21 protein-coding genes and 2 tRNA genes are annotated in these 24,567 nt (G+C 65.4%); 16 read left to right on the plus strand and 7 right to left on the minus strand.

Annotated elements, in window-relative coordinates; translation table 11 throughout:
• Positions 1-3 precede the first annotated feature (3 nt).
• A complete protein-coding gene (locus EUB48_RS09170; RefSeq protein WP_142818592.1) occupies positions 4-1,455 on the minus strand; it encodes an ATP-binding protein in 1,452 nt (483 codons plus the stop codon).
• A gap of 39 nt (positions 1,456-1,494) precedes the next feature.
• The gene (gene ompR / locus EUB48_RS09175; RefSeq protein ID WP_077562894.1) at positions 1,495-2,229 is read right to left on the minus strand and encodes an osmolarity response regulator transcription factor OmpR; all 735 of its coding nucleotides are present in this window, start codon (positions 2,227-2,229) and stop codon (positions 1,495-1,497) included.
• A gap of 169 nt (positions 2,230-2,398) precedes the next feature.
• Between ompR and EUB48_RS09180 the strand changes: the two genes are divergently transcribed.
• Positions 2,399-2,722 carry a hypothetical protein gene (locus EUB48_RS09180; RefSeq protein ID WP_142818593.1) on the plus strand — a complete coding sequence of 108 codons (324 nt, stop codon included), beginning with the start codon at positions 2,399-2,401 and terminating at the stop codon, positions 2,720-2,722.
• A gap of 128 nt (positions 2,723-2,850) precedes the next feature.
• On the plus strand, positions 2,851-3,489 hold the full coding sequence (locus EUB48_RS09185) for an SIMPL domain-containing protein (RefSeq protein ID WP_142818594.1): 639 nt from the start codon (positions 2,851-2,853) through the stop codon (positions 3,487-3,489).
• Between the two features lie 4 nt (positions 3,490-3,493).
• Here the strand turns inward: EUB48_RS09185 and EUB48_RS09190 are convergent, their stop codons facing one another.
• Positions 3,494-5,050 (minus strand): glycosyltransferase family 39 protein, encoded by a 1,557-nt coding sequence (locus tag EUB48_RS09190; RefSeq protein ID WP_142818595.1) that lies wholly within the window; start codon positions 5,048-5,050, stop codon positions 3,494-3,496.
• Positions 5,051-5,205: 155 nt separating this feature from the next.
• On the opposite strand from EUB48_RS09190, the gene EUB48_RS09195 reads away from it, so the two are divergent.
• The 5 genes from EUB48_RS09195 to rimO all read left to right on the plus strand — a co-directional run bounded on the left by EUB48_RS09195 (position 5,206) and on the right by rimO (position 10,633).
• Complete coding sequence (locus EUB48_RS09195) at positions 5,206-6,093, plus strand: alpha/beta fold hydrolase (protein WP_142818596.1); 888 nt, start codon at positions 5,206-5,208, stop codon at positions 6,091-6,093.
• 22 nt (positions 6,094-6,115) lie between these two features.
• Positions 6,116-8,338 carry a RelA/SpoT family protein gene (locus EUB48_RS09200; protein ID WP_142818597.1) on the plus strand — a complete coding sequence of 741 codons (2,223 nt, stop codon included), beginning with the start codon at positions 6,116-6,118 and terminating at the stop codon, positions 8,336-8,338.
• Between the two features lie 75 nt (positions 8,339-8,413).
• Positions 8,414-8,490: transfer RNA gene (locus EUB48_RS09205), tRNA-Val, on the plus strand.
• Between the two features lie 124 nt (positions 8,491-8,614).
• Positions 8,615-9,157 carry a polyhydroxyalkanoate synthesis repressor PhaR gene (gene phaR / locus EUB48_RS09210; RefSeq protein ID WP_142818598.1) on the plus strand — a complete coding sequence of 181 codons (543 nt, stop codon included), beginning with the start codon at positions 8,615-8,617 and terminating at the stop codon, positions 9,155-9,157.
• A 57-nt stretch (positions 9,158-9,214) separates the two neighbouring features.
• On the plus strand, positions 9,215-10,633 hold the full coding sequence (rimO, locus tag EUB48_RS09215) for a 30S ribosomal protein S12 methylthiotransferase RimO (RefSeq protein WP_142818599.1): 1,419 nt from the start codon (positions 9,215-9,217) through the stop codon (positions 10,631-10,633).
• A gap of 68 nt (positions 10,634-10,701) precedes the next feature.
• On the opposite strand, the gene EUB48_RS09220 is transcribed toward rimO, so the two are convergent.
• Positions 10,702-10,786, minus strand: a tRNA-Leu gene (locus EUB48_RS09220).
• A 50-nt stretch (positions 10,787-10,836) separates the two neighbouring features.
• On the opposite strand from EUB48_RS09220, the gene rnr reads away from it, so the two are divergent.
• Both rnr and EUB48_RS09230 read left to right on the plus strand, forming a co-directional pair.
• Positions 10,837-13,050, plus strand: coding sequence for a ribonuclease R (gene rnr / locus EUB48_RS09225; RefSeq protein WP_142821177.1), 2,214 nt, complete (start codon positions 10,837-10,839; stop codon positions 13,048-13,050).
• Positions 13,051-13,098: 48 nt separating this feature from the next.
• Entirely contained in the window at positions 13,099-13,854 is a 756-nt protein-coding gene (locus tag EUB48_RS09230; protein ID WP_142818600.1) for an SDR family oxidoreductase, read from the plus strand.
• Between the two features lie 28 nt (positions 13,855-13,882).
• On the opposite strand, the gene EUB48_RS09235 is transcribed toward EUB48_RS09230, so the two are convergent.
• The 3 genes from EUB48_RS09235 to EUB48_RS09245 form a co-directional block, all read right to left on the minus strand.
• Positions 13,883-15,379, minus strand: a complete 1,497-nt coding sequence (locus EUB48_RS09235) for an NAD(P)H-hydrate dehydratase (RefSeq protein WP_142818601.1) — start codon at positions 15,377-15,379, stop codon at positions 13,883-13,885.
• Between the two features lie 72 nt (positions 15,380-15,451).
• Positions 15,452-16,705 carry a D-amino acid dehydrogenase gene (locus tag EUB48_RS09240; protein ID WP_142818602.1) on the minus strand — a complete coding sequence of 418 codons (1,254 nt, stop codon included), beginning with the start codon at positions 16,703-16,705 and terminating at the stop codon, positions 15,452-15,454.
• Positions 16,706-16,934: 229 nt separating this feature from the next.
• Positions 16,935-18,311, minus strand: a complete 1,377-nt coding sequence (locus EUB48_RS09245; RefSeq protein ID WP_142818603.1) for an amidase — start codon at positions 18,309-18,311, stop codon at positions 16,935-16,937.
• 197 nt (positions 18,312-18,508) lie between these two features.
• On the opposite strand from EUB48_RS09245, the gene rpsB reads away from it, so the two are divergent.
• The 7 genes from rpsB (at position 18,509) to ispC (ending at position 24,552) form a co-directional block, all read left to right on the plus strand.
• Positions 18,509-19,261: a 30S ribosomal protein S2 gene (gene rpsB, locus EUB48_RS09250; protein ID WP_142818604.1), complete on the plus strand. Its 753-nt coding sequence runs from the start codon at positions 18,509-18,511 to the stop codon at positions 19,259-19,261.
• A 106-nt stretch (positions 19,262-19,367) separates the two neighbouring features.
• Positions 19,368-20,291, plus strand: a complete 924-nt coding sequence (gene tsf / locus EUB48_RS09255) for a translation elongation factor Ts (RefSeq protein WP_142818605.1) — start codon at positions 19,368-19,370, stop codon at positions 20,289-20,291.
• 90 nt (positions 20,292-20,381) lie between these two features.
• The gene (pyrH, locus tag EUB48_RS09260) at positions 20,382-21,104 is read left to right on the plus strand and encodes a UMP kinase (RefSeq protein ID WP_077562881.1); all 723 of its coding nucleotides are present in this window, start codon (positions 20,382-20,384) and stop codon (positions 21,102-21,104) included.
• A gap of 10 nt (positions 21,105-21,114) precedes the next feature.
• Positions 21,115-21,675, plus strand: a complete 561-nt coding sequence (gene frr / locus EUB48_RS09265) for a ribosome recycling factor (RefSeq protein ID WP_142818606.1) — start codon at positions 21,115-21,117, stop codon at positions 21,673-21,675.
• 103 nt (positions 21,676-21,778) lie between these two features.
• Positions 21,779-22,501 (plus strand): polyprenyl diphosphate synthase, encoded by a 723-nt coding sequence (gene uppS / locus EUB48_RS09270; RefSeq protein ID WP_142818607.1) that lies wholly within the window; start codon positions 21,779-21,781, stop codon positions 22,499-22,501.
• 9 nt (positions 22,502-22,510) lie between these two features.
• On the plus strand, positions 22,511-23,356 hold the full coding sequence (locus EUB48_RS09275; protein ID WP_142818608.1) for a phosphatidate cytidylyltransferase: 846 nt from the start codon (positions 22,511-22,513) through the stop codon (positions 23,354-23,356).
• A gap of 5 nt (positions 23,357-23,361) precedes the next feature.
• Entirely contained in the window at positions 23,362-24,552 is a 1,191-nt protein-coding gene (gene ispC, locus EUB48_RS09280; RefSeq protein ID WP_142818609.1) for a 1-deoxy-D-xylulose-5-phosphate reductoisomerase, read from the plus strand.
• Positions 24,553-24,567 lie beyond the last annotated feature (15 nt).

Consider the following 24,567-nt stretch of genomic DNA (forward strand, 5'->3'; position numbering starts at 1 on the left):
TAGCTATACGCGTATATCCAGCAAGGGCTCCGCTTGCTTTGTGCTTGAAACCTGGTTGGCGGGGGCGTTGTGCAGCCTGATGTGGGCGGCCAGGCCGCCGGTGCTGGTGTTGGAGAGCGTGAATGTACCGCCCATGCGCTGGATGGTTTTGTCCACAATGGACAGGCCCAGCCCGGCGCCGGTCGCTGCGGTGCGCGCGGTGTCTCCCCGGAAGAAGGGCTTGGTCAGGCTGGGCAGCACATCCGGGGGGACGCCCGGGCCATGGTCGCGCACCTTGATCATCAGCCACGGATCGCGCACCCTGGCCGCGATGTCGATCACGGCGACGCCTGTCTCGGCCGACTTGCCGTAGCGGCGCGCATTCTCCAGCAGGTTCGACAGGACCCGCGTGAGTTCCACCTCGTCGGCCATCACGCGCAGCTCGGGCGCCACGTCCACCGTGATGCGCATGTCGTCCTGGCCCTCCACGGGATAGGTGCAGGCCTCCACCACGTCCATCAGCCGCACCGGTTTGAGGTCGACGTGGTCGGGGCGCGCGTAGTCGAGAAACTTGTCGATGATGGCGTCGAGCTGGCTGATGTCGGCCGCCATGTGGTCGCGCGCGTCCGCGTCGGCCACGCTGAGCTCGGTCTCCAGCCGCAGCCGCGCCAGCGGCGTGCGCAGGTCGTGCGAGATGCCGGCCAGCATGACGGCGCGGTCCTGCTCGATCTTGGCCAGTTGCTCGGCCATGCGGTTGAAGCCGATGTTGACCTCGCGGATTTCGCTGGTCGCGACCCGCTCGTCGAGCTTGCCGGCGTCGAAGTCGCCGTCGCGAACGCGCCCCGCCGCAAACGACAGCTGCTTGAGTGGGTGGTTGATGAGGCGGGCAATCACCGCGGCCCCGGCCAGCGACAGCACTCCCGCGGTAAACAGCCAGATCAGCCAGGTCTTGCTGTCCACGGGGGTGACGCGCGAGCGGTCCATCAGCAGCCAGTAGGCGTCGCCATCGATCGAAAAACCCACCCACAGGCCCTTTTGGCCGTTCACGCTGCTCGCCACCATGGTGGTCGGGCCCAGGCGCTGGGCCAGCTCCTCGGTGATGCGCTCATCCAGCGCGCTCCTGGCGAACAGCTCGAACCGGTCTTTGGGTTCGCGCGGCAGGATGCGCACGCCTTCCTGTTCGGCCATCGTCTTGATCAGGGACACGCGGGTGATCGAGTCCGAATACACCAGCGCGGCCCGGCTCAGGTTGACCAGCGAGGCAATCTGCTGTGCCGTCTGGACCGCGCGCGGCTCGTATTCGAGCGAGCGGAAGGTCTGAAACCAGGCCACGGTGCTGCCGATCAGCAGCAGCGCCAGCAGGAAGAAGGTGCGCCAGAACAGGCTCAGGCCGTGCTTGCGCTCGGCCGAACTCAGCGGCGCGGGCACGGTATCCAGCTGCGTGGGGCGGCTGAAGTCGCTCGGGACGTCGGACATGCGAGGCGGCCGGGTCGGAGGCTGGTGCTCGGCTGGCGCTTAACCCGCGCCGTCCGGAACGAACACGTAGCCCACCCCCCATACCGTCTGGATGTAGCGCGGTGCGGAGGCGTCGAGCTCGACCAGCTTGCGCAGGCGCGATACCTGCACGTCCAGGCTGCGGTCGAACGGTTCGAACTCGCGCCCGCGCGCCAGCTGCGCCAGCTTCTCGCGCGACAGCGGCTGGCGCGGATGCCGCACCAGCGCCTTGAGCATGGCGAACTCTCCGGTGGTCAGCGGCAGGTCCTCGTCGTTGCGGCGCAGCGTGCGCGCGCCCAGGTCGAACGTGAACGGGCCGAACACCACCGTTTCGTTCTCGGTCGACGGCGCACCGGGGGCCTCGATGGGCGGGCGCCGGCGCAACACCGCCGAGATGCGCGCCAGCAGTTCGCGCGGGTTGAAGGGCTTGCCCAGGTAGTCGTCGGCGCCCACCTCCAGGCCGACGATGCGGTCCACGTCCTCGCCCTTGGCGGTGAGCATGATGATGGGCGTGCGGTCGTTCGCCGCGCGCAGCCGGCGGCAGATCGACAGGCCGTCCTCGCCGGGCATCATCAGGTCGAGCACGATCAGGTCGACGGTGTCGCGCAGCAAAATGCGGTTCAGCGCCTTGCCGTCTTCGGCGACGATGACTTCGAACCCTTCCTGCGTGAGGTAGCGGCGCAGCAGGTCGCGGATGCGCGCGTCGTCATCGACGACCACGATTTTGTCGACTCGGCTTGTTGTCGTTGAGGTCATGGTTGATTGCGGTTGAATTTGTAACAGAGCCGATTCTGAGCCACATGGCACGCCGAAACTGGGGTTTTTGCCACAGTTTGACACACGGTTACATTTGTTGCCCGACTCTGCATGGCCTTCGTGCAACTGATGTGAACATGCGCGCACACCTTCGCGTTACGGATCGATCATGAAGAAAATTGTTTTCCTGTGGGCACAAATCCTCTGTCTGGCGGGCGCCTTTGCACAGCCGCCGCGTGTTCCCGCGGGCGTTGCCCATCCCCCAGTGGAGAGAGGCCCCGCGGGATCCGCAGCGCAGCAGGGCGGCGTGCTGCCGATACAGGATTCGCCGGCGCAGCGCCGCATTGAGTTGCGTGCCATCCTGCAATCCCAGCAGAATGCGCTGGAGCAACCCGCCACCGAGCGTCGGTTGTCGCCCGAAGAGCGCGCCGAGCTGCGTGAGCAGGTGCGCCAGCAGTACCAGGGACGCCCGCACAATACCGGCAAGCCTTGAGGCGCATGCGCCTCAAGGCTCGAGTGTGTAATTTTTTGAAAAGCCGAAGGTCAACATTGAAGACAGCTACAAAAATAATAGTGACTTGTGTAGTGGCCGTGTGGGCTGGCAGCAGTTTTTCCCAAAATATGCCGTATGCGCCGCCGCAAAACGTGGTGCATCTGGCGGCCCAGGGGTCGGTTGAAGTCCAGCAGGATTTACTCTCGATTACGATGAACACGACCCGGGAGGGGCCGGACGCGGGCACGGTGCAGAACCAGCTCAAGGCGGCGCTGGATGTGGCACTGGCCGAGGCCAAACGGGCCGCCCAGCCGGGCCAGATGGAGGTGCGCACCGGCAACTTCAGCCTGTCCCCGCGCTATGGCCGCGACGGCAAGATCAGCGGCTGGCAGGGCTCTGCGGAGCTGGTACTGGAGGGCAGGGACTTTGCCCGTATCAGCACGGCGGCCGGAAAGATCCAGACCCTGACCATGGGCAACGTGACGTTCGGCCTGAGCCGCGAGCAGCGCGCCCAGGTGGAGGGCGAAGCCCAGACGATGGCGATCGACCGCTTCAAGGCGCGCGCGTCGGACATTGCCAAAGGCTTCGGCTTTGCCGGCTACTCGCTGCGCGAAGTGTCGGTCAATGCCAACGATCAGGGCGTGGTGCCGCGCCCGCGCATGATGGCCATGGAAGCCAAAGCCGCGATGGCGGAGGCCCCGGTGCCGGTGGAGGCGGGCAAGAGCACGGTGCTGGTGACGGTGTCGGGGACCGTGCAATTGAAATGACGCGTTATCCCGGCTTGAATCGGCACAGCTGGCCGTCCTGAACCGGGCTCAAGGTGGCCCATGCGTAGTGCATCACCACACCGCGCTTCCCAAAACCCCAGTCCAGCGAAAATTCTCCGCTGGCGCTGGCCTGGCTGAACAGGGGCGCATACGCGGGTGCCGCACGGTTTGCGACGGCAGTGATGACAAGGGCGCCGCACTGGCTCAGGTCGCTCTCGTCGAGCCAGCGTGACTTGCCCGTGTCATGGTCCATGAACACCAGGGGTTCGGGGCGCAGGTGCAGCGCCAGGTTGCCACCGGTCCAGGTATCGGAGACGACCAGGCGCATCGGAGCGCTTTCGTGCACGCGCCAGACGGCCGCCGCCTGGTCGGCCAAGAGCTGGCTGGGAAAGTTGAAGCGTGCATTGCGCCCCACGATTTCCGGAACGACGGCGGCCCCCGCGAAAAAGACCATCAGAATCCCGATATGCGCGAGCGCGGCCAGCTTCCAGGTCCGGTTCAGCAGCAGGGGGTCCCGGTTGCCGCGAAAAAAACGGTGCGCCAGCAAAATGCCTGCCGGCAGGAAATACGCACTGACCCAGTTGCTGTCGAGCGCATCGCCCCTTAGCAATGCCGGCGCGATTGCCAGAGCCAGGGGTGTGCACAGCGTGACCAGCAGGTAGTGCCGGTCGAAGCGTTCGCGATCCGTGGCCATACCCTTCGAGCCGCCGCTGGCGTTGTGCGCCGGACCCAGGCGCAACAGCAGCCAGGCCACCAGCGCCATCACGCTGACACGGCTGGCCTGGTTGATCAGAAAGCCCAGCAGCACCACAAAGCGGTTGGTTGACGACTCCAGTTGGTGCTCGGCGTAATGGATTGGTGGGAAATTGTTGACCACCAGCCAGTGCACATGCGGCGACAGGACGACCGCGAAGACCGCCAGGCTGAGCGCGATGCCGCGCAGCACGCGCGCGTCGGCCCACAGCCGCTGTGTGATGACAAAGACGAAAAGGGCGGACAGCGCCAGCGCGGCACTGTACTTGGTCAGCATGGCCAGGCCGGCGGCCAGGCCGAGCGCCAGCCAGTGCGTGCGTTTGCCGCTGACCACGCCGCGGTAAAAATGGTAGAGCGCTGCCGCCGTGAACGGCAGCGAGACCGTGTTGTGATTCAGTGTCAACGCGTTGATGGTGTGGTACGAGAGCAGCGAGGTCAGCACGACCGCCACGATGGCGACCCGGGGCTGCACCATCTGGCGCGCCAGCAGCCACACGTAGACCATGGCCGCTACGCTGCAGCCTTGCGCGGCAAAAGCCGTCAGCGCCTGCGATGGTCCGCCGAACACCAGGTTCACGCCACGCATGAGGGCGCTTGGCAGGGGCGGGTGCTTGTAGTAGCCCCACTGCCAGCTTTGCGACCACACGACCTGCTCGATGCTGTCGATGTGCATGGCGCGCGGGATCAGCGCCGCACAGAGGGTCCACAAGACAAGATAGGCCAGTCCGAACAGAAAGAGCTGCCGCCCCGCCCTGGACGCCGACAGGGGCATGGAATGGGTTGGCACTAGCGCCTCAACCGTGCTCATCAGGCGAGGGCGCGAGATGGCAGCCGGGCTGCGCTGTGGGCCTCGTCCGGAAAGTTGGGGAGGGCTATTTTGCCTGGGGGCGGCATGTTCTTTCTCCAGATGAATTACGATGCATTGACCCCATTATCCAGCCTCAAACCGCGATCATCGATGCCATGAGTGAACCCACGCTGAACTACGTCGCCTGTCCGGATGCCAACGGTGGCCATCGCATGGCCTATTGGGAGTGGGGTGACCGCGCCAACCCGCATGTGGTGGTGTGTGGCCATGGCCTGTCGCGCCAGGGCCGGGACTTCGACGTGCTGGCCGGCGCCTTATGTGCCAGGGTGCGTGTGGTGTGTCCCGATGTGGCCGGCCGCGGCCAGAGCGACTGGCTGAAGGATCCGACGGGCTACCAGATACCGGCCTACGCCGCCGACATGCTGGCCCTGCTGGCGCAGCTCAAGCCCGCCACGCTCGACTGGGTGGGCACCAGCATGGGCGGGCTGATCGGCATGGTGCTGGCCGGGCAACCCGATCTGCCATTGCCCGCGCCGGTGCGCCGGCTGGTGCTCAACGATGTCGGCCCTGCCATCCAGTGGCCGGCGCTGGAGCGCATTGGCCAGTATCTGGGCAACACCGGCCGTTTCGAGTCGCTGCAGCAGGCGGCGGACGCCATGTGGGCCGTCTCCAGCAGTTTTGGGCCGCATACGCCGGCACAGTGGCTGGCGCTGTCGACGCACATGGTCAAGCCCGTAGGCGACGATGTGCGGGGCGCCCTGACCCTGCATTACGACCCGGCCATCGCGGTGCCGTTTCGCAGTTTGACGCAAGAGGCCGCCACGCAGGGCGAGGCCGCGATGTGGCAGCTGTATGACGGCATCACGGCCGATACGCTGCTGCTGCGCGGCGCGCAGTCGGACCTGCTGACTCGCGAGACGGCGCTGGCCATGACGCAGCGTGGTCCGAAGGCACGGCTGGTGGAGTTCGCAGGGGTGGGGCACGCGCCGACTCTGGTCGCGGCGGATCAGGTCGAGGCGGTGGCTTCTTTCCTGTTAGGGTGAGAGGAAACTTGCAAGGCACGCCATGAAAAGTGTCAAGGCTCCGCCCTCCGGCGCGTCCAAAAGCGCCGAGCCGATCCCCGAGTTGATTGCGGTCACCGGCAAGAGCCTGCCCGGCCACGCTGATGCACTAGCGCGTGCCCGGGCTTTTGCGGAGCCTTTGATTGCCGGTGAAACGCTGGATACGGGCGAAAACACCCTGGCGCATGCCGACGCGGTGGCGGCGATCCTCAGCGCCATCGGTGGCTCGCAAGCCATGCAGGCCGCCAGTTATCTGGTGCATGCCTGCGACCACCTGAACAGGCCGCAGGAGGTCATTGCCAAGGCCTTTGGCGACAGCTTCGCCGCGCTGGCGGTCGAGACCACCAAACTGATGCACGTGCAAAAGCGCTCGCGCGGGGCGGATGCGTCGGCGCAGTTGGTGGTCGACCCCGCGGTGCAGACCGAGAACGTGCGCAAGATGCTGCTGGCTTTCTCGCGCGACCTGCGCGTGGTGATGCTGCGGCTGGCGTCGCGCCTGCAAACACTGCGCTACTACGCGGCCAGCAAAAAGCCGGTGTCGCCGAGCCTGGCGCGCGAGTCGCTCCAGGTGTTTGCGCCCTTGGCCAATCGCCTGGGCATCTGGCAAATCAAGTGGGAAATGGAAGACCTGTCGTTCCGTTTTCTGGAGCCCGAGACATACCGGGAGGTGGCGCTGCTGCTGGATCAAAAGCGGGCCGAGCGCGAAAGCTATGTGCAGCAATTGCGCACGCAACTCGAAGCCGAACTCAAGTCGCAGGGCATTCGTGCCACGGTGCAGGGGCGGCCCAAGCACATCTACAGCATCGTCAAGAAGATGCGTGGCAAGTCGCTGGATTTCGACCAGGTGTTCGACATTCGCGCGCTGCGCGTCGTGGTGCCGCAGGTGCGCGACTGCTACGCGGCGCTGAGCTGGGTGCACTCCCGGTTCACCCCCATGACGGACGAGTTCGACGACTACATCGCCAAACCCAAGCCCAATGGCTACCAGTCGCTGCACACCGTCGTGACCGACGCCGCGGGCCTGCCGATCGAAATCCAGATCCGTACCGAGGCCATGCACAACCACGCCGAGCACGGCGTGGCCGCGCATTGGGCCTACAAGGAGGCGGGCGCCAAGGGTTATGCCGGCGTGTCCGCCGCGGGCGAGTACGACGCCAAGATCGCCGTGCTGCGCCAGTTGCTGGCCTGGGAGCGCGAACTCTCGGGCACCGCACAGCACCAGGGGCTGTTCGAGGACCGCATTTACGTGCTGACGCCGGAGGCCGCGGTGGTGGAGCTGCCGCAGGGTGCCACGCCGGTCGATTTCGCCTATAGCGTGCACACCAGCCTGGGCCACCGCTGCCGCGGCGCACGGGTCGACGGCGTGATGGTGCCGCTGAACACGCCGCTGCAAAACGGCCAGACGGTCGAGGTCACCGTGGCCAAGGAGGGCGGCCCGTCACGCGACTGGCTCAACGCCGAACTGGGCTACCTCGTGAGCCCGCGTGCCCGGGCCAAGGCGCGCGCCTGGTTCAACGCCATGGCCACGCACGAGACGGTGGCGCGCGGCCGCGAGGCCGTGGAAAAGCTGCTGCAGCGCGAAGGCAGGACGGCCATCAAGCTGGACGATCTGGCGTCCCAGCTGGGCTTCAAGAGCGCCGATGATCTGTTCGAGGTGGTGGGCAAGGACGAGTTTTCGCTGCGCAACATCGAAACCCTGCTGCGTCCGACCGAGCCGCCCATGCAGCCGGACGATTTTCTGCTGCTGAAAAAGGCGCGCAACACTGAGAAGACCCCCAAGGGCGGGGTGCTGGTGGTGGGCGTTGAGTCGCTCATGACGCAGCTGGCCAAGTGCTGCAAGCCGGCGCCGCCCGACGACATCCGCGGCTTTGTGACACGCGGCAAGGGCGTCAGTGTGCACCGCGCCGATTGCAGCAATTTCCGCGAGATGGCGGCGCGCAATGGGGAGCGCGTCATCGAGGTCGAGTGGGGCTTGCCGAAGTCGGTCGACGCTGCGGTTTACCCCGTGGACGTGGCCGTCGAGGCGGCCGACCGGCAGGGCCTGCTGCGTGACATCTCGGAAGTATTTGCGAAGGAAAAAATGAACGTCATTGGCGTGCAGACGCAGTCGGTCAAGGGCACCGCCTGGATGACGTTCACGGTGGAGACATCCGACTCGGGCCGCTTGAACAAGGTGCTGGGCGTGGTGGCCGAGGTGGCCGGCGTCAGGTCAGCCCGGCGGCGCTGAAAATCGGGTGCGTTGCGGCACTGGCGCCGAAAACAGCCATTCTTGCTGCTACAATCAGCCCTCTCGAACACCCTTAGGCGCGTAGCTCAGCTGGTTAGAGCACCACCTTGACATGGTGGGGGTCGTTGGTTCGAGTCCAATCGCGCCTACCAATTTTCCTCTGCTTCACAAGCCATCCTCAGGGTAAACCTTGGGGTTATGGCTGGAGCGGCTCCCTAAAATGTGTTGCGGTGCAATACACCTTGCACGGCGAGCCAAAACGGAGGAATTCACGCAGTGCAAAACAAGAAGCCCAGCGGTGCCAGGCAAGGCACACCGGTACCCCGCATCATCAAGAAATACCCCAACCGGCGGCTCTACGACACCGACACCTCCACCTACATCACATTGGCCGAAGTCAGGCACCTGGTGATGGATTCCGAGCCCTTCGTGGTGCGCGACGCCAAGACCAACGAGGACCTGACGCGCAGCATCCTGCTGCAAATCATCCTGGAAGCGGAGGCCGGCGGCGCGCCGATGTTCACCGAAGCGGTGCTGGCCAACATCATCCGCTTCTACGGCAATGCGATGCAGGGCTTCATGGGCACTTACCTTGAGAAAAACGTGCAGGCCTTCATGGACCTGCAAGCCAAGATGAGCGAGCAGGCCAAGGGCTTGACGCCTGAAATGCTGGCGCAACTCATGAACATGCAGTCGCCGATGATGCAGGGCTTGATGGGCAGCTATGTTGAGCAGTCCAAAAGCATGTTTGTGCAAATGCAGGAGCAAATGCGCGAACAGACGGAGCAGATGCTCGGGGCTTTCGGATTGAAGCGTTGATTCCGGTTCTGCGACTCGAGGCAGTCCGAGCGGCACAAGAACTGGGACAATAGCGGGATGAGTGAAGCTATATCTCCTGTGCGCAAATCGTCGGCCATTCCCAAAGTGGGCTTTGTCAGCCTGGGCTGTCCCAAGGCACTGACCGATTCCGAATTGATCCTCACCCAGCTCAGTGCCGAGGGCTACCAGACCTCCAAGACCTTCGAAGGCGCCGATCTGGTGATCGTGAATACCTGCGGCTTCATTGACGACGCCGTCAAGGAAAGCCTGGACACCATTGGCGAAGCGCTGGCCGAGAACGGCCGGGTCATCGTGACGGGCTGCCTCGGCGCCAAAAAGGTGTCGGGCGCCGCGGGCGAGGGCGATGTGAACCTGGTGCGAAAGATGCACCCCAGCGTGCTGGCTGTGACGGGTCCGCACGCCACGCAGGAAGTGATGGATGCGGTGCATTTGAACCTGCCCAAGCCGCATGATCCCTTTCTGGACCTGGTACCCAACTCGTTCGGCATTGCGGGCATCAAGCTCACGCCGCGGCACTACGCGTACCTGAAGATCAGCGAAGGCTGCAACCACCGCTGCACGTTTTGCATCATTCCGTCGATGCGCGGCGATCTGGTCTCGCGCCCCATCGGGGATGTGTTGGGCGAGGCGCGTGCCCTGTTCGCGGGCGGCGTGAAGGAACTGCTGGTGATCAGCCAGGACACCTCGGCCTATGGCGTCGACGTGAAGTACCGCACCGGGTTCTGGGATGGCAAGCCGGTCAAGACCCGCATGCTGGAGCTGGTCCAGGCGCTGGGCGAGATTGCGGAGCCCTACGGCGCCTGGGTCCGGCTGCACTATGTGTATCCGTACCCGAGCGTGGATGAGGTGATCTCGCTGATGGCCACCGGCAGCGTGTTGCCCTATCTGGACGTGCCGTTCCAGCACAGCCACCCCGATGTGCTCAGGCGCATGAAGCGTCCAGCCAGCGGTGAAAAAAATCTGGAGCGGCTCGCGCGCTGGCGCGAGATGTGTCCCGAGATCGTGGTGCGCAGCACCTTCATCGCCGGGTTTCCGGGCGAGACCGAGGAGGAGTTTACGCACCTGCTGGACTTCATGCGCGAGGCGCAGATTGACCGCGCGGGCTGCTTTGCCTATAGCCCGGTGGATGGCGCGGCGGCCAACGACATTCCCGGCATGCTGCCTCTGGCGCTGCGCGAGGAACGGCGCGCGCGCTTCATGGCGGTGGCCGAGGCCGTGTCGGCGGCCAAACTGCAAAGGCGCGTGGGCGCCACGATGCAGGTGCTCGTCGATTCAGCGCCGGGCATGGGGAAAAAGGGCGGTATCGGTCGAACCTACGCCGACGCGCCCGAGATCGATGGCACGGTGAAGCTGCTGCCACCCGAGAAGATCAGCAAGACGTTGAAGGTCGGGGAATTCACCAAAGCGCGGATTGTTGGAACACAAGGGCATGACCTCGTTGCCGTGCCTTTTTGAGCAGCGTCCAGACAACAAAAAAGCCACTGAATACTCAGTGGCTTGCATGCATAAAAATTAATTTATATTGGTGCCCAGGAAGGGACTCGAACCCCCACGAAGTTACTCGCTAGTACCTGAAACTAGTGCGTCTACCAATTCCGCCACCTGGGCATCTCAGGAAAGAGAGAGATTGTATCAAAAATATTAGCCAAACCAGCGGCCTGCTGGACGAAGTTGAAGGAACCATCCAGGGCCATCGCGATGGCCACGGGTTTGTGATCCGCGATGACGGTGAAGCCGACATCTACCTGCCCCCAAACGAAATGCGCGCGGTGCTGCACAAGGACCGCGTCAAGGCGCGCGTCGTGCGCAGCGACCGCAAAGGCCGGCCCGAAGGCCGGGTGGTTGAAATTGTCGAGCGGCCCAAACAGCCCATCATTGGCCGGCTGCTACAAGAAAGTGGTGTCTGGCTGGTCGCGCCCGAAGACAAACGCTACGGGCAGGATGTTCTGATTCCCAAAGGAGCGACCGGCACCGCCAAGCCCGGCCAGGTGGTGGTGGTGGAATTGACCGAGCCGCCGGCCCTGTTCGGCCAGCCGGTGGGTCGCGTGTGCGAGGTGCTGGGCGAGGTCGATGATCCCGGCATGGAAATTGAAATTGCCGTGCGCAAATACAGCGTCCCGCATGAGTTTTCCGAAGCCTGTATCGCACAGGCACGCGCGTTGCCCGACAAGGTTCGTCCTCAGGACAAACTGCACCGGGTTGATTTGACGGATGTGCCGCTGGTGACGATCGACGGTGAAGACGCACGCGATTTTGACGATGCCGTGTACTGCGAGCCTGCCAGGGTCGGCCGTGGCAAGGGCTGGCGTCTGCTGGTGGCAATTGCCGATGTGAGCCACTATGTCCAGACCGGCAGCGCCATCGACATCGACGCCTATGACCGTGCCACCAGCGTGTACTTTCCGCGTCGCGTGATTCCGATGCTGCCCGAGAAACTGTCCAACGGGCTGTGCTCGCTGAATCCCGACGTCGAGCGGCTGTGCATGGTCTGCGACATGCTGGTGACGGCCAAGGGCGACGTGCATGCGTACCAGTTCTACCCGGCCGTGATGTTCAGCCACGCGCGCTTTACCTACACCGAGGTGGCGGCCATTCTGGGCAACACGCGCGGCCCGGAGGCGCTGCGCCGCAAGGAGCGCGTGGCCGACCTGCTGAACCTGCACGATGTGTACCGCGCCCTGCTGGCCGCGCGCAATGTGCGCGGTGCGGTGGACTTCGAGACCACCGAGACGCAGATCATCTGCGACGACAACGGCCGCATTGAAAAAATCGTGCCGCGCACCCGCAACGACGCGCACCGCCTGATCGAAGAAGCGATGCTGGCGGCCAATGTGTGCAGTGCCGACTACATCATGCAAAGCAAGCACCCGGGCCTGTTCCGCGTGCACGAAGGCCCGACGCCCGAGAAGCAGGAGATTCTGCGCAATTACCTCAAGGCCCTCGGCATCGGGATGAACATCGGCGACAACCCCAAGCCCGGCGATTTCCAGGCCATCGCAAGCGCCACGAAGGACCGCCCCGACGCGCAGCAAATCCATTCGATGCTGCTGCGCTCGATGCAGCAGGCCATCTACACGCCCGTCAACAGCGGCCACTTCGGGCTCGCCTACGATGCCTATACCCACTTCACCAGCCCGATCCGCCGCTACCCCGATCTGCTGGTGCACCGGGTCATCAAGGCGATTCTGGGCCAGACCAAGTACCAGTTGCCCGTGCTGCCGACACCCGGTGAAGCGCATGCCAAGCTGGCCAAGCGCCTGCAAAAGGGGCAGGCTTCGCGCCTGCCCAAGCATGCCGGCGAGCCCGATCACAAGCCGGAAAAACTCAGCCTCGAGATGCTGGCCTGGGAGGCGGCGGGCCTGCACTGCAGCGCCAACGAGCGGCGCGCCGACGAGGCCAGCCGCGATGTGGAGGCCTGGCTCAAGTGCAAGTACATGCGCGAGCACCTTGGCGAGGAGTATGGAGGCGTGGTCACCGCGGCCACGAGCTTTGGTATCTTCGTCACGCTGGATGCCATGTATGTCGAAGGCCTGGTGCACATTACCGAGCTCGGCGGCGAATACTTCCGCTTCGACGAGGCCAGGCAGGAACTGCGCGGCGAGCGCACTGGCACCCGCTATGCCATCGGTACACGCGTGCGGGTGCAGGTCAGCCGCGTGGACCTCGATGGCCGGCGGATCGACTTCCGGCTGGTGCAGGAAAACGAAGAGCTGCTGCCGCGCGCCATGAAAGACAAGGGTGTGGCGCGCGAGGGTGCAAGCCAGGTGGCAGCGCTGGAGCGAGCCGGCCCGCCGTCGGGCAAACGCTCCCCCAAAATACCCCAACCCGTGGCCAAGAAGGCCGAGGCCAATCGGCGCAAGCCCAGGCGCTAGCCGGCCGGCGCCACATCACTCCACTCGACAGGCAGGAGAACGTTGAAAATGACCACTCACAATAAAGTCGCGATCGTCACCGGCGCCGGCACCGGCATCGGCAAGGCCGCCGCGTTGGCGCTGCTGGGGGACGGTTACCGCGTCGCGCTGGCGGGGCGCCGCATGGCGCCGCTGGAGCAGGTGATTGCCGAGTCCGGCGCGCCCGGCCAGGCCATCGCGGTTTCCACCGACGTGACGAACCCCGCCTCGGTGCAGGCGCTGTTTGATGCGACCGTGAAAGCCTTTGGCCGGGTCGATGTGCTGTTCAACAATGCCGGCGTGGGCGCGCCACCCGTGCCACTCGAAGACCTGACGCTGGCGCAGTGGCAAAACGTGGTGGACATCAATCTCACGGGCATGTTCCTGTGCATCCAGGCGGCTTTTCGGACCATGAAGGCGCAGTTGCCCCGGGGCGGGCGCATCATCAACAACGGCTCGATTTCGGCCACCACGCCGCGTCCGAATTCGATTGCCTATACGGCCACCAAGCATGGCGTGTCGGGCCTGACCAAGACCGCGTCGCTGGACGGGCGCAAGTACGATATCGCGGTGGGCCAGATCGACATCGGCAACGCCGCCACCGAGATGGCCGAGCGCATGGCGACCGGTATTTTGCAGGCCAATGGCGAGATCGCCGTCGAGCCGCTGATGGACGTGGGCATCGTGGGGCAGTCGGTGGTCTACATGGCCAGCCTGCCTTTGACCGCGAACGTGATGTTCCACACCGTCATGGCGACCAAGATGCCGTTTGCCGGGCGCGGCTGATCGCCGTTCCCCGGGCGCGGCAGACAAGTTAACGGTTGGCCGCGGCGAGTTCCCCGGCCGTCAGAGCGCGGTCCTCGGGCCAGCGGTCGGCGGCCAGCCCATGCTGGTACACGGCTTCGCACGCGGCCTGGAACGCCGGCCGGCCGGCCGCCAGTCGCGCGCCGATCATGCCGGCCAGCACATCGCCGGTGCCGGCGGTGGCCAGCCGCGCGTTGCCGGTGGGGTTGATGGCTGCAACCTGTCCCGGCGCCGCGATCACGGTGCCCGAGCCCTTGAGCACAACCACGCAGCCGAAGCGTTCCACCAATTGCTGCGCGGCGCCCAGCCGGTCGGCCTGAATCTGGACCGCGCTGGCGCCCAGCAGCCGCGCGGCCTCCAGCGGGTGCGGCGTCAGCACCGTCGCGCGGGCGCTGCCATCACGCCCGGTCCGCGCGCGCAACAGCGTTTGCAGCTGCGTGTCGGTTGCTATTGAATTGAGAGCGTCTGCATCAATCACGGCATGGGCTGCGGTCGAGAATACCTTGGGAAGAAGGTGGCGCACTGCGTCTCCGCCACCACAGCCGCAGACCGCCGTCATGGGTGCCAGGTCGAGCGACGAGGCGCAGCGCAGCATGAGTTCCGGCTGACTCGTATCGACCGGCATGGCTTGCGGGTCCAGCAGCGCGACGAAGACGCGGCCCGCGCCGCCGTGCAAGGCGGCGCAGGCCGCCAGCAGCGCCGCGCCCGCCATGCCGGGCGCGCCGCCGATGACGGCCACGTCGCCGTAGCTGCCCTTGTGCGTGGCGTGTGCGCGCGGGCCGTCCAGAGGCGGCCCCTGCAATATGGCGGCGGGGGTCTGGGCGGCGCTGTCCACGCCCAAGTCGTGAAACCAGACCTGGCCTGCGGCGTCGCGCCCGTGGGCGGTGAACAGGCCCGGTTTCAATGTCAGCAGACTCAGCGTATATTGAGCATGAAAACCACCTGCAGCCCTTATGGAGATTGCAGACTCAGCTATTGGGTTTGTAGCAAACGTGCCCGTGTCGGCATTCATCCCGGACGGCAAGTCGACGGCCAGCACGGGCGCGACGCCGCGGCTGAACCGGGCGATCCACTCGGCCATGCGGCCCTCGGGTGCCCGGGCGCTGCCGATGCCGAGCAAGGCGTCGATGCACAGGTCCTGGCGCGTGAGGGCGGTGGGCGGCGCGGCGGCCAGCACCACACCCGCCTGCCGCGCCCGCGCCAGCGCGGCCAGGCTGTCCGCCGGGGCCTTGGCCTCATCGCCCAGCCAGGTTACGACGGGCTGCTTGCCCCAGCGCTGCAGGTGCGCGGCAGCCTCCAGCCCGTCGCCGCCGTTGTTGCCCGGCCCGCAGGCGATCCAGACGGTGCGCGCATGCGGCGCCAGCGCCAGCGCCAGCCGGGCCGTGGCGAGCCCGGCGCGCTGCATCAGCGTGTGCGGCGGCAACGCAGCCGTGGCCGCCTGTTCGAGGCGACGGGTCGCGGCGATGTCGAACAGCGGGTGCGGGTGGTCGGGGGTGATGCGGAGCATGGACCGATTGTGCCCAAGGCTGCGAAGCGCCGCCCCAAGCAAGTTCAGGCCGTGCGTGCACCGGCCGGCGCGTTAGCGCAACAGGCGCTCGATGTCCAGCCCTTCGAGATCGATTGCAGGCGCGCGGCCGGCGATCAGATCGGCCACGACGCGTGCACTGCCGCAACTCAGCGCCCAGCCGCTGGCGCCGTGGCCGATGTTCAGCCACAGGCCCGGCACGCCGCTGGCGCCGAGCACCGGCGGTCCGTCGGGCAGCATGGGGCGGGCGCCCTTCCATTCCTGCACGCCGCCGGACAACTGGGCCGCGCCGGGAAACCAGTCGTGCAGCACCTTGTACAGCGTCTGCAGCGAGGCGGCGCGCTTGTGGCCGGGCGCGCCGCCGATCTCGGCGCCGCCGGCCACGCGCACGCGCTGGCCCAGACGCGTGATGGCAACCTGGTAGCGCTCGTCCATGACGGCGCTGAGCGGTGCATTGAGCGGCTCGCGGATGTGCGCGCTGATCGAATAGCCATACACCGGCGCGATGGGGACCGACAGGCCCAGCGGCTTGAGCAACGACGCCGAGGCCACGCCGGCGCACAGCACGAGCGTATCAAAGCGCCTGCGCTTGGCCTCGCCCGCTACATAAAGCGTAGCGGGTACGGATCTTCCGATGCGGGTGATCGTGGTATTGGGTAGAAAGCTGGCGCCCAGCAACTGGGCCCCGATCTTGAGCCCCATCGCGAACTGGCGGCAGTTGCCCACTTCGTCACGCGGCAGGTGGATGGCGCCTGCCAGCGCGGTGTCGGCGTTGAGCGCGGGCTCGATCCGGCGTGCTTCAGCCGCGTCGACTTCCCTGAAGGCCACACCCGCGTCGCGGATCACCTGCAGTGCGGGTTGCGCCAGCTGCTGGTCTTTGCCGGAGCGCAGCAGCATCAGGTAGCCCTGGCTGCGTTCGTATTCCAGGGGCAGGTCGGCGCTCAGCTGGCGCAGCCGCTCGGAGCTGTAAAAAGCCAGCCGCTGCAGGCGCGCGCGATTCGCCAGGTAAGTCTCCAGCTTGCAGGCACGCCGCCACTTCCAGATCCAGGCCAGGTCGCCAGCCGAGAGCGGCCGGCCGATCCGGACCGCGGCGTGGCGGCTCAACAGGGAGCGCATGACCTTGGCCGGCATGCCCGGCGCGGCCCACGGCGTCACGGAGCCGGGAGCGACCATGCCGGCGGTGGCAAAGCTGGCTTCCTCGGCGGCGGCGGCGTGCCGCTCGAAGACGGTCACTTCATGGCCGTCGGCGGCCAGCTCATAGGCCGTGGTGACGCCGATGATGCCGGCGCCGATGATCGCGATTTTCATGGATGGGGGGCGTTAAAAAAGCGGGCTGCGGCCCGCCAGACAGGTGCCGAGGATATACGAGTGGCCAGGCTCGGGCTTTACTTGAGCCGGCGCTGCAGAAGCACCAAGGCGGCCGCGGCCAGCGCCAGGCCGTGCGCCGCACCGGGCTTGAGCCGGCCGCTCGCCGGCCCGCAAGATTCAGCATGAAAAGTGCCTCCAGCCCATGAAGGCCATGGGCCAGTCGCTATGGTTATTGAAGCGCCTGCTCGGCCTGCAGGGCAATGTTCAGCACCGTGTCGTCGCGCAGCGCGCCGTGCCACAGCATCAGGCCCACGGGCAACTCGTCGGCGGCGTGGCATGGAATCGAAATGGCGCAGCCGTCGAGCATGTTGACCACGCTGGTATTGCGCAGCAGCAGCGCGTTGACGCGAAAGAACTCGGCGTCGTGCGCCGCATCCTGCGCCGCGTCCCGCCCAAGGGCGGGGGCCACGTCGGCGATCATAGGCGCCACGATGGGGACGGTCGGCGACAGCACGGCATCAAAACCCTGCAGGGCGGTTTCCACACCGGCAATCCAGCGGCCCCTGGCCTGCATCAGGTCGATGTATTCGTACGCCTTCATGGCGGCGCCGCGCTGGATGCGGGTCGCCACGCGCGGGTCGTAACCGGCCGCGTGGCGTTCCAGCAGGGGCCGGTGCCAGCTGTAGCTTTCCGCCGCGGAGAAACCGCCCGTGGACTGGAGCGCGCCGAGATCGCGAATCGCGGCCAGCGGAATCTCATCAATGCGGGCGCCGGCCGCGCGCAGCACCTGCAGCGTGCGCGCAAAGGCGCGCGCCACGGTGGCGTCGAGTGCATCCAGCATGCCCGTCGTGACCACTGCCAGGCGGTAGCTTGAGAGCGGAGCGTTGCTGCGGATGATGCGCCGGGCCGCCAGAATCTGGTGCACGAGCATGGCGTCGCGCACCGAGCGCGTCATCGCGCAGGCGGTGTCCAGCGTGCTCGACAGGGGCAGGGCGCCGTCCGTGGGGACCAGCCGCGCGGTGTTCTTGAAGCCCACGATGCCGTTCAGCGCAGCCGGGATGCGGATCGAGCCGCCGGTGTCGGACCCCAGACCGATGAACGCAGCCCCGGTCGCGACCGACACGGCGGCGCCCGAGGAGGAACCACCGGGAATGCGGGCTGGCGAGGCTGCGCCGCCCGCAGGCTGGTCGAACCGGCCGTCCCACGCCGCCGGAGTGCCGAAATGCGGATTGGTGCCCACACCCGAAAACGCGAATTCCACCATGTTGGTGCGGCCTATCAGGGCGCCGCCGCCCGCCCGCAGGCGCGCGACGGCGGGGCAATCTGCGGTCGCGGCGGGCGCGTCGGCCAGCACGGCCGATCCGGCGGCCGTGGTCTGTCCTGCGATGTCGAAGAGGTCCTTGACCGAGACGGCGAGGCCGGCCAGCGGCTGGTGCCGGCCATCGACATCGGCGGCCACGCCCCGGGCCTCGTCGAACATGGTTTTGAGGAACGCGTGGTCACAGGCGGGGGACCGGGCGGCGGCAATGGACTTTTCAATTTCCGCGCTCGCGCTGGTCTGGCCGGAGCGGATGTGTTGCAGGGTGGTGTGGAGGTCGGCGAGCATGATTTCAGAGGGGTGGTGTGCTAGAATCCTTGGGTTTTGCTGGATGGCTCCTGTGGCTGCTCAGTGAGGCAAATCGCAAACCAGTCCGGATAAGGTGTTTGCAGCGGATTCGCTGCAAAAGGTATTGCGGCCTTCGGGGTAAATCTCGGGGGTTGCAATAGCGGACTGGATTTTAGACTCAACCTTTGGAGTTCATTATGTCCGTCACCATGCGTGAAATGCTGGAAGCCGGTGTCCACTTCGGCCACCAAACGCGCTTCTGGAACCCGAAGATGGCCCCGTATATCTTCGGCCATCGCAACAAAATCCACATCATCAACCTCGAAAAATCGCTGCCGATGTTCGAGGAAGCGGCCAAGTTCGTGCGCCAGCTGTCCGCCAACCGCGGCACGATCCTGATGGTCGGCACCAAGCGCCAGGCCCGCGACATCGTCGCGACGGAAGCCAAGCGCGCCGGCGTGCCCTATGTCGACCAGCGCTGGCTCGGCGGCATGCTGACCAACTTCAAGACGGTCAAGACCTCGATCAAGCGCCTGAAGGACATGAAGGCCCAGCAGGAAGGCGGTCTGGATGCCATGAGCAAGAAAGAGCAGCTCATGTTTGCCCGCGAGATGGAAAAGCTCGAAAAAGACATCGGCGGCATTCAGGACATGACGGCCCTGCCGGACGCGATCTTCGTGATCGACGTCGGCTATCACAAGATTGCCATTGCCGAAGCCAAGAAGCTCGGCATCCCGCTGATTGGCGTGGTGGATTCCAACCACTCCCCGGTGGGCATCGACTACGTGATCCCCGGTAACGACGACTCCTCCAAGGCGGTGCAGTTGTATGCCCGCGGCATCGCGGACGCGATCCTGGAAGGCCGTGCCAATGTCATGACCGACCTGGTGAAGGCGGTGTCGGCCGAGAGCGGCGACGAGTTTGTGGAAGTGAACGAAACGGCGGCTTGAAGCGCGCCCCCCTGACGCGAACCGACGCGGAAAAAGTGGGGCTTCATGGCCCCCTTTTTTTTAACTCCCTTTTGAATTGAATTGAACTGAAGCGACGGAGAAAAAAATGGCTGCAATTACCGCAAGCATGGTGGCTGAACTTCGCGGCAAGACCGACGCACCGATGATGGAGTGCAAGAAGGCGCTGACGGAGGCCGAAGGCAACATGGAAAAGGCCGAAGAGCTGCTGCGCGTCAAGCTCGGCAACAAGGCCGGCAAGGCCGCCGCCCGCATCACGGCCGAAGGCGTGGTCGCCAGCTTTATCGAGGGCACCACGGGGGCCTTGCTCGAAGTCAATTGCGAAACCGACTTCGTGACCAAGAACGACAGCTTTCTGGCGCTGACCCGGGCTGCGGTCGAACTGATCGCCAAAAACAATCCGGCCGACGTGACGGCCCTGGGCGCGCTGGCCTACAGCCAGGACGGCTTTGGCCCGACGCTGGAAGACGTGCGCAAGGGGCTGATCGGCAAGATCGGCGAGAACATGAGCTTTCGCCGTTTCAAGCGCTTTGCCTCGGGCGCCAGGCTGGCCTCCTACGTGCACGGCACGCGCATCGGCGTGGTGGTGGAGTTCGAGGGCGATGAGGCCGCCGCCAAGGACGTTGCCATGCATGTGGCGGCCATGAAGCCGGTGGCCCTGTCCAGCGCCGATGTGCCCGCCGAGCTGGTGGCCAGGGAGCGCTCGGTAGCGGCCGCCAAGGCCGAAGAAGACAGGAAGACGGCAGAAGCCGCCGGCAAGCCCGTGCAGTCGGCCGAAATCGTTGCCAAACGGGTCGAAGGCGGCGTGCAGAAGTTCCTCAAGGAGGTGTCGCTGTACAACCAGGCGTTCGTCAAGAATGACAAGCAGTCGGTCGAGCAGATGCTGAAAGAGCGTGGCACCACGGTCAAGTCGTTCACGCTGTACGTGGTCGGCGAAGGCATCGAGAAAAAGGTGGACGACTTTGCCGCCGAGGTGGCGGCCCAGGTCGCCGCTGCCAAACAGGGCGCCTGAGCGTCCTTTAAGCTTCGGACCCGATACTCGTCGGATCCGTGCCTGCGCTTTTACCCCGCTAAACTCACACCAACCCAAGGAGCCCCCCACATGCCCGACGCCAAACCAGCCCACAAGCGCATCTTGTTGAAGCTGTCCGGCGAGGCCCTGATGGGGGACGACGCGTTCGGCATCAACCGCGCCACCATCGTTCGCATGGTGGAAGAAATCGCCGAAGTGACTCGTCTGGGTGTGGAGGTGGCGGTGGTGATTGGTGGTGGCAACATTTTTCGCGGTGTGGCTGGGGGTTCGGTCGGCATGGACCGCGCCACGGCCGACTACATGGGCATGCTGGCCACCGTGATGAATGCGCTGGCGCTGGCCGATACCATGAACAAGGCCGGGTTGACGGCGCGCGTGATGTCCGCCATCGCCATCGAGCAGGTGGTGGAGCCCTACGTGCGGCCCAAGGCGTTGCAGTACCTGGAAGAGGGCAAGGTGGTGATTTTTGCCGCCGGCACGGGCAATCCCTTTTTCACCACCGATACCGCTGCGGCACTGCGCGGCGCGGAGATCGGCGCGGAACTGGTGCTCAAGGCCACCAAGGTGGACGGGGTGTACACGGCGGACCCGAAAAAGGATCCAGGCGCCACCCGCTATACGAAAATATCGTTCGACGAGGCGATCGCAAAAAATCTGGGCATTCTGGACGCCACGGCGTTTGCGCTGTGCCGCGATCAGAAGCTGCCCATCAAGGTGTTCTCCATTTTCAAACACGGTGCGCTCAAGCGGGTGGTGATGGGAGAAGATGAAGGAACGCTGGTGTATGTCTGAGGAGAGAAACATGACAATTGCCGACATCAGGAAGACGACGGAAGCGAAGATGGATCAGTCCATTGGCGCATTCAAAAGCAATCTCACCAAGATACGCACGGGACGGGCCAACCCCGCCCTGCTGGATACCCTGCAGATCGACTACTACGGCACCCTGATGCCGATCAACCAGGTGGCCAATGTGTCGCTGCTGGATTCGCGCACCATCAGCATCCAGCCCTGGGAAAAGGGCATGGGTGCCAAGATCGAGAAAGCGATCCGCGAGAGCGACCTGGGCCTGAACCCCGCGTCCATGGGCGACCTGATTCGCGTGCCGATGCCGCCCATGAGCGAAGAGCGCCGCAAGGAACTCACCAAAGTGGTCAAGAGCGAGGGCGAGGGTGCCAAGATCGCGGTGCGCAACCTGCGCCGCGATGGCAACGAAGCGGTCAAGAAGCTGGTAAAAGACAAACTGGCGTCCGAGGACGACCAGAAGCGGGCCGAGGCCGAGATCCAGAAGGTGACCGACCGGCACATCGCCGAGATCGACCAGCTGGTGGCGGCCAAGGAACAGGACATCATGGCGGTATAACGGTGCCCCCACGCTTGCCACTCCGTGTGCTGCGCTGCCCCCCGCAGGGGCTCTCGCGCCTTGGGGCGGCCCGGCGGCGCTCCTGCCCGACCCGCACCACACCATGAGCCAGGTACCTCACCACATCGCCATCGTGATGGACGGGAACGGCCGCTGGGCGACGCGCCGGTATCTGCCACGCGTGGCCGGTCACAAGCAGGGTGTCGATGCATTGAATCGCTGCGTCAGGGCCTGTGCGGCCAGGGGCGTAGCGGTGCTCACCGTCTTTGCGTTTTCTTCCGAGAACTGGAATCGACCGGTCGAGGAAGTGTCGGGCTTGATGGAGTTGCTGGCCATGGCCCTGAGCCGGGAAGTGCCCAAGCTCAAGGCCGAGGGGGTACAGCTGCATTTCGTGGGCGAGCGTGCCGGCCTGTCCGACAAGGTCAGCGCGGGTCTGGCCCAGGCCGAGGCCGCAACAAAGCACAACACGCGGCTGGTGCTCAACGTCTGTTTCAACTATGGCGGCCGCTGGGACATCGCCCAGGCCGCAGCCCGGCTCGCGGCGCAGGGGCAGCCCTTGACGGAGGCCAGTCTTGACAGCGCGATGGCGCTGGCGCACGTGCCGGATCCGGACTTGCTGATCCGCACCGGCGGCGAGCAGCGCATCAGCAACTTTCTGCTGTGGCAGGCGGCGTACTCCGAACTTTATTTCAGTGACAGCCTGTGGCCCGAGTTTGACGAAGCCGAGCTCGATGCCGCGATTGCCGCGTTCAACCGGCGCGAGCGCCGCTTTGGCAAGACTTCCGCGCAGCTCGCCGGTGTGGCGAACGCGCAGAAGGTGGCCTGAAGAAGCCTCATGCTCAAACAGCGCGTCATCACCGCCCTGGTCTTGCTGGCCATTCTGCTGCCGGCCCTGTTTTACCCCTCGCCCGACCCGTTTTGCGCCATCACGCTGGTGTTGATCGCGGCCGGCGCGTGGGAATGGGGGCGCCTCAATGACTGCAGTAACCCACTGGCCTGGCTGCTGGGCGCAGCCTGTGTGCTTTTGTGCATTGGCAGCTGGGCTTTCGGCCTGTTGTCCATGCCGACGCCCTGGTTGTGGCGCTTTGTCGGCGCGGCGTGGGTGCTGGCGGGTGCGTGGCTGTTGCGTACCGGCGTGGCAGGCTGGCCGCGTATTGCGAGGCCCATCCGGCTCGTCGGCGGGCTCGCTGCCGTATGGCTGGCCTGGCTGGCGATGGCCCAGGCGCGCGTGATCGGCATCAACTTCCTGTTGTCCATCCTGCTGCTGGTCTGGGTCGCTGACATCTTTGCGTATTTTGCCGGACGGGCCTTCGGCACCCGCTTCACCCGGGGCAAGCTGGCTCCTGCCATTAGTCCGGGCAAGAGCTGGGAGGGGGTCTGGGGCGGCATGGCCGGAGTGGTCTTGCTGGCCGCCCTTTGGGTCTGGGCCGATGCGGCGTGGCAGGCGCCGGTGGCCAGCTTGTACAGCCGCCTGATCAGCATGGGCTGGTGGGTGCTGCTGCCCGCGGTTTTGTTCATGGCGGCCATGAGCGTGGTCGGCGACCTCGTGGAGTCGCTCATCAAGCGCAGCGCGGGCGTCAAGGACAGCAGCCGCCTGCTGCCTGGCCACGGCGGCGTGCTGGACCGGGTGGATGCCTTGCTGCCGACCCTGCCGCTGGCCATGATGCTGATCTCCTGGTGACGGCCATGAAGCAGCGCGTTACCGTTCTAGGGTCGACCGGCTCCATCGGCACCAACACGCTCGATGTGATGGCCCGGCACCCGGACCGGTTCGAGGTGTTTGCGCTCACTGCGGCGACCCGGGTCGACCTGATGCTGCAGCAGTGCGTACAGTTCAAGCCCCGGTTTGCCGTGATGGCCAGCGCCCCGCATGGCCGGGAGCTGGCTCAAAAAATCAAGGCAAATGGGCTTGCAATCGAGGTGTTGTCTGGGCCTGATGCAATTAAATTGATAGCGTCCCATGAATTGACCGATACCGTCATGGCCGCCATCGTCGGGGCCGCCGGATTGGCCTCCTGCCTCGCTGCGGCCAGGGCGGGCAAGCGCCTGCTGCTGGCGAACAAGGAGGCGCTGGTGGTGGGTGGCGATGTTTTCATGCGGGCGGTCAGGGAGGGTGGGGCGACGCTGTTGCCGATCGACAGCGAGCATTCCGCCATCTTTCAGTCGTTGCCCGAAGACCCCGCCAGCTGGCCGCAACGGGTCGAGAAAATTATCCTCACCTCGTCTGGCGGACCGTTTCGCACGCGCGAGCCGGCGACGCTGGCGGGCGTCACGCCCGACGAGGCCTGCGCGCATCCGAACTGGGTCATGGGGCGCAAGATCTCGGTGGATTCGGCCACCATGATGAACAAGGCACTCGAAGTCATCGAGGCGCGCTACCTGTTCGACATGCCGGCGCAGCAGATTGAGGTGGTGATTCACCCGCAAAGCGTGATTCACTCCATGGTGCAGTACCGCGATGCCTCGATCGTGGCCCAGCTTGGCACGCCCGATATGCGGGTGCCGATCGCCTATGGCCTGGCCTGGCCCGAGCGCATCGCCTCGGGCGCCCAGGCGCTCGACTTCAGGACGCTGTCGGGCATGACCTTCGAGTCATTTGAGACACAGGGGCACCGGGACCGTTTTCCTGGCCTGCAGCTTGCGTGGGAGGCGCTGCGCGCGCCGGCAGGCGCTTGCGCCACGCTGAATGCGGCCAATGAGGTTGCCGTGGCGGCCTTTCTGGACAAACGCATCCGGTTCGATCAGATTCACCATATCAATCTTGAAACTTTGCAAGCTGTTACGACCTCCGTACCCCAGACGCTGGATGATCTGCTGGCGCTTGATGCGCGCGCGCGCGCAGCCGCGCAGCGCGTCGTGGCGCGCATGGAAACATGACATGTTGAAAGGTGG

Source organism: Rhodoferax sediminis (genome assembly GCF_006970865.1).
Classification (GTDB): Bacteria; Pseudomonadota; Gammaproteobacteria; order Burkholderiales; family Burkholderiaceae_C; genus Rhodoferax_A; species Rhodoferax_A sediminis.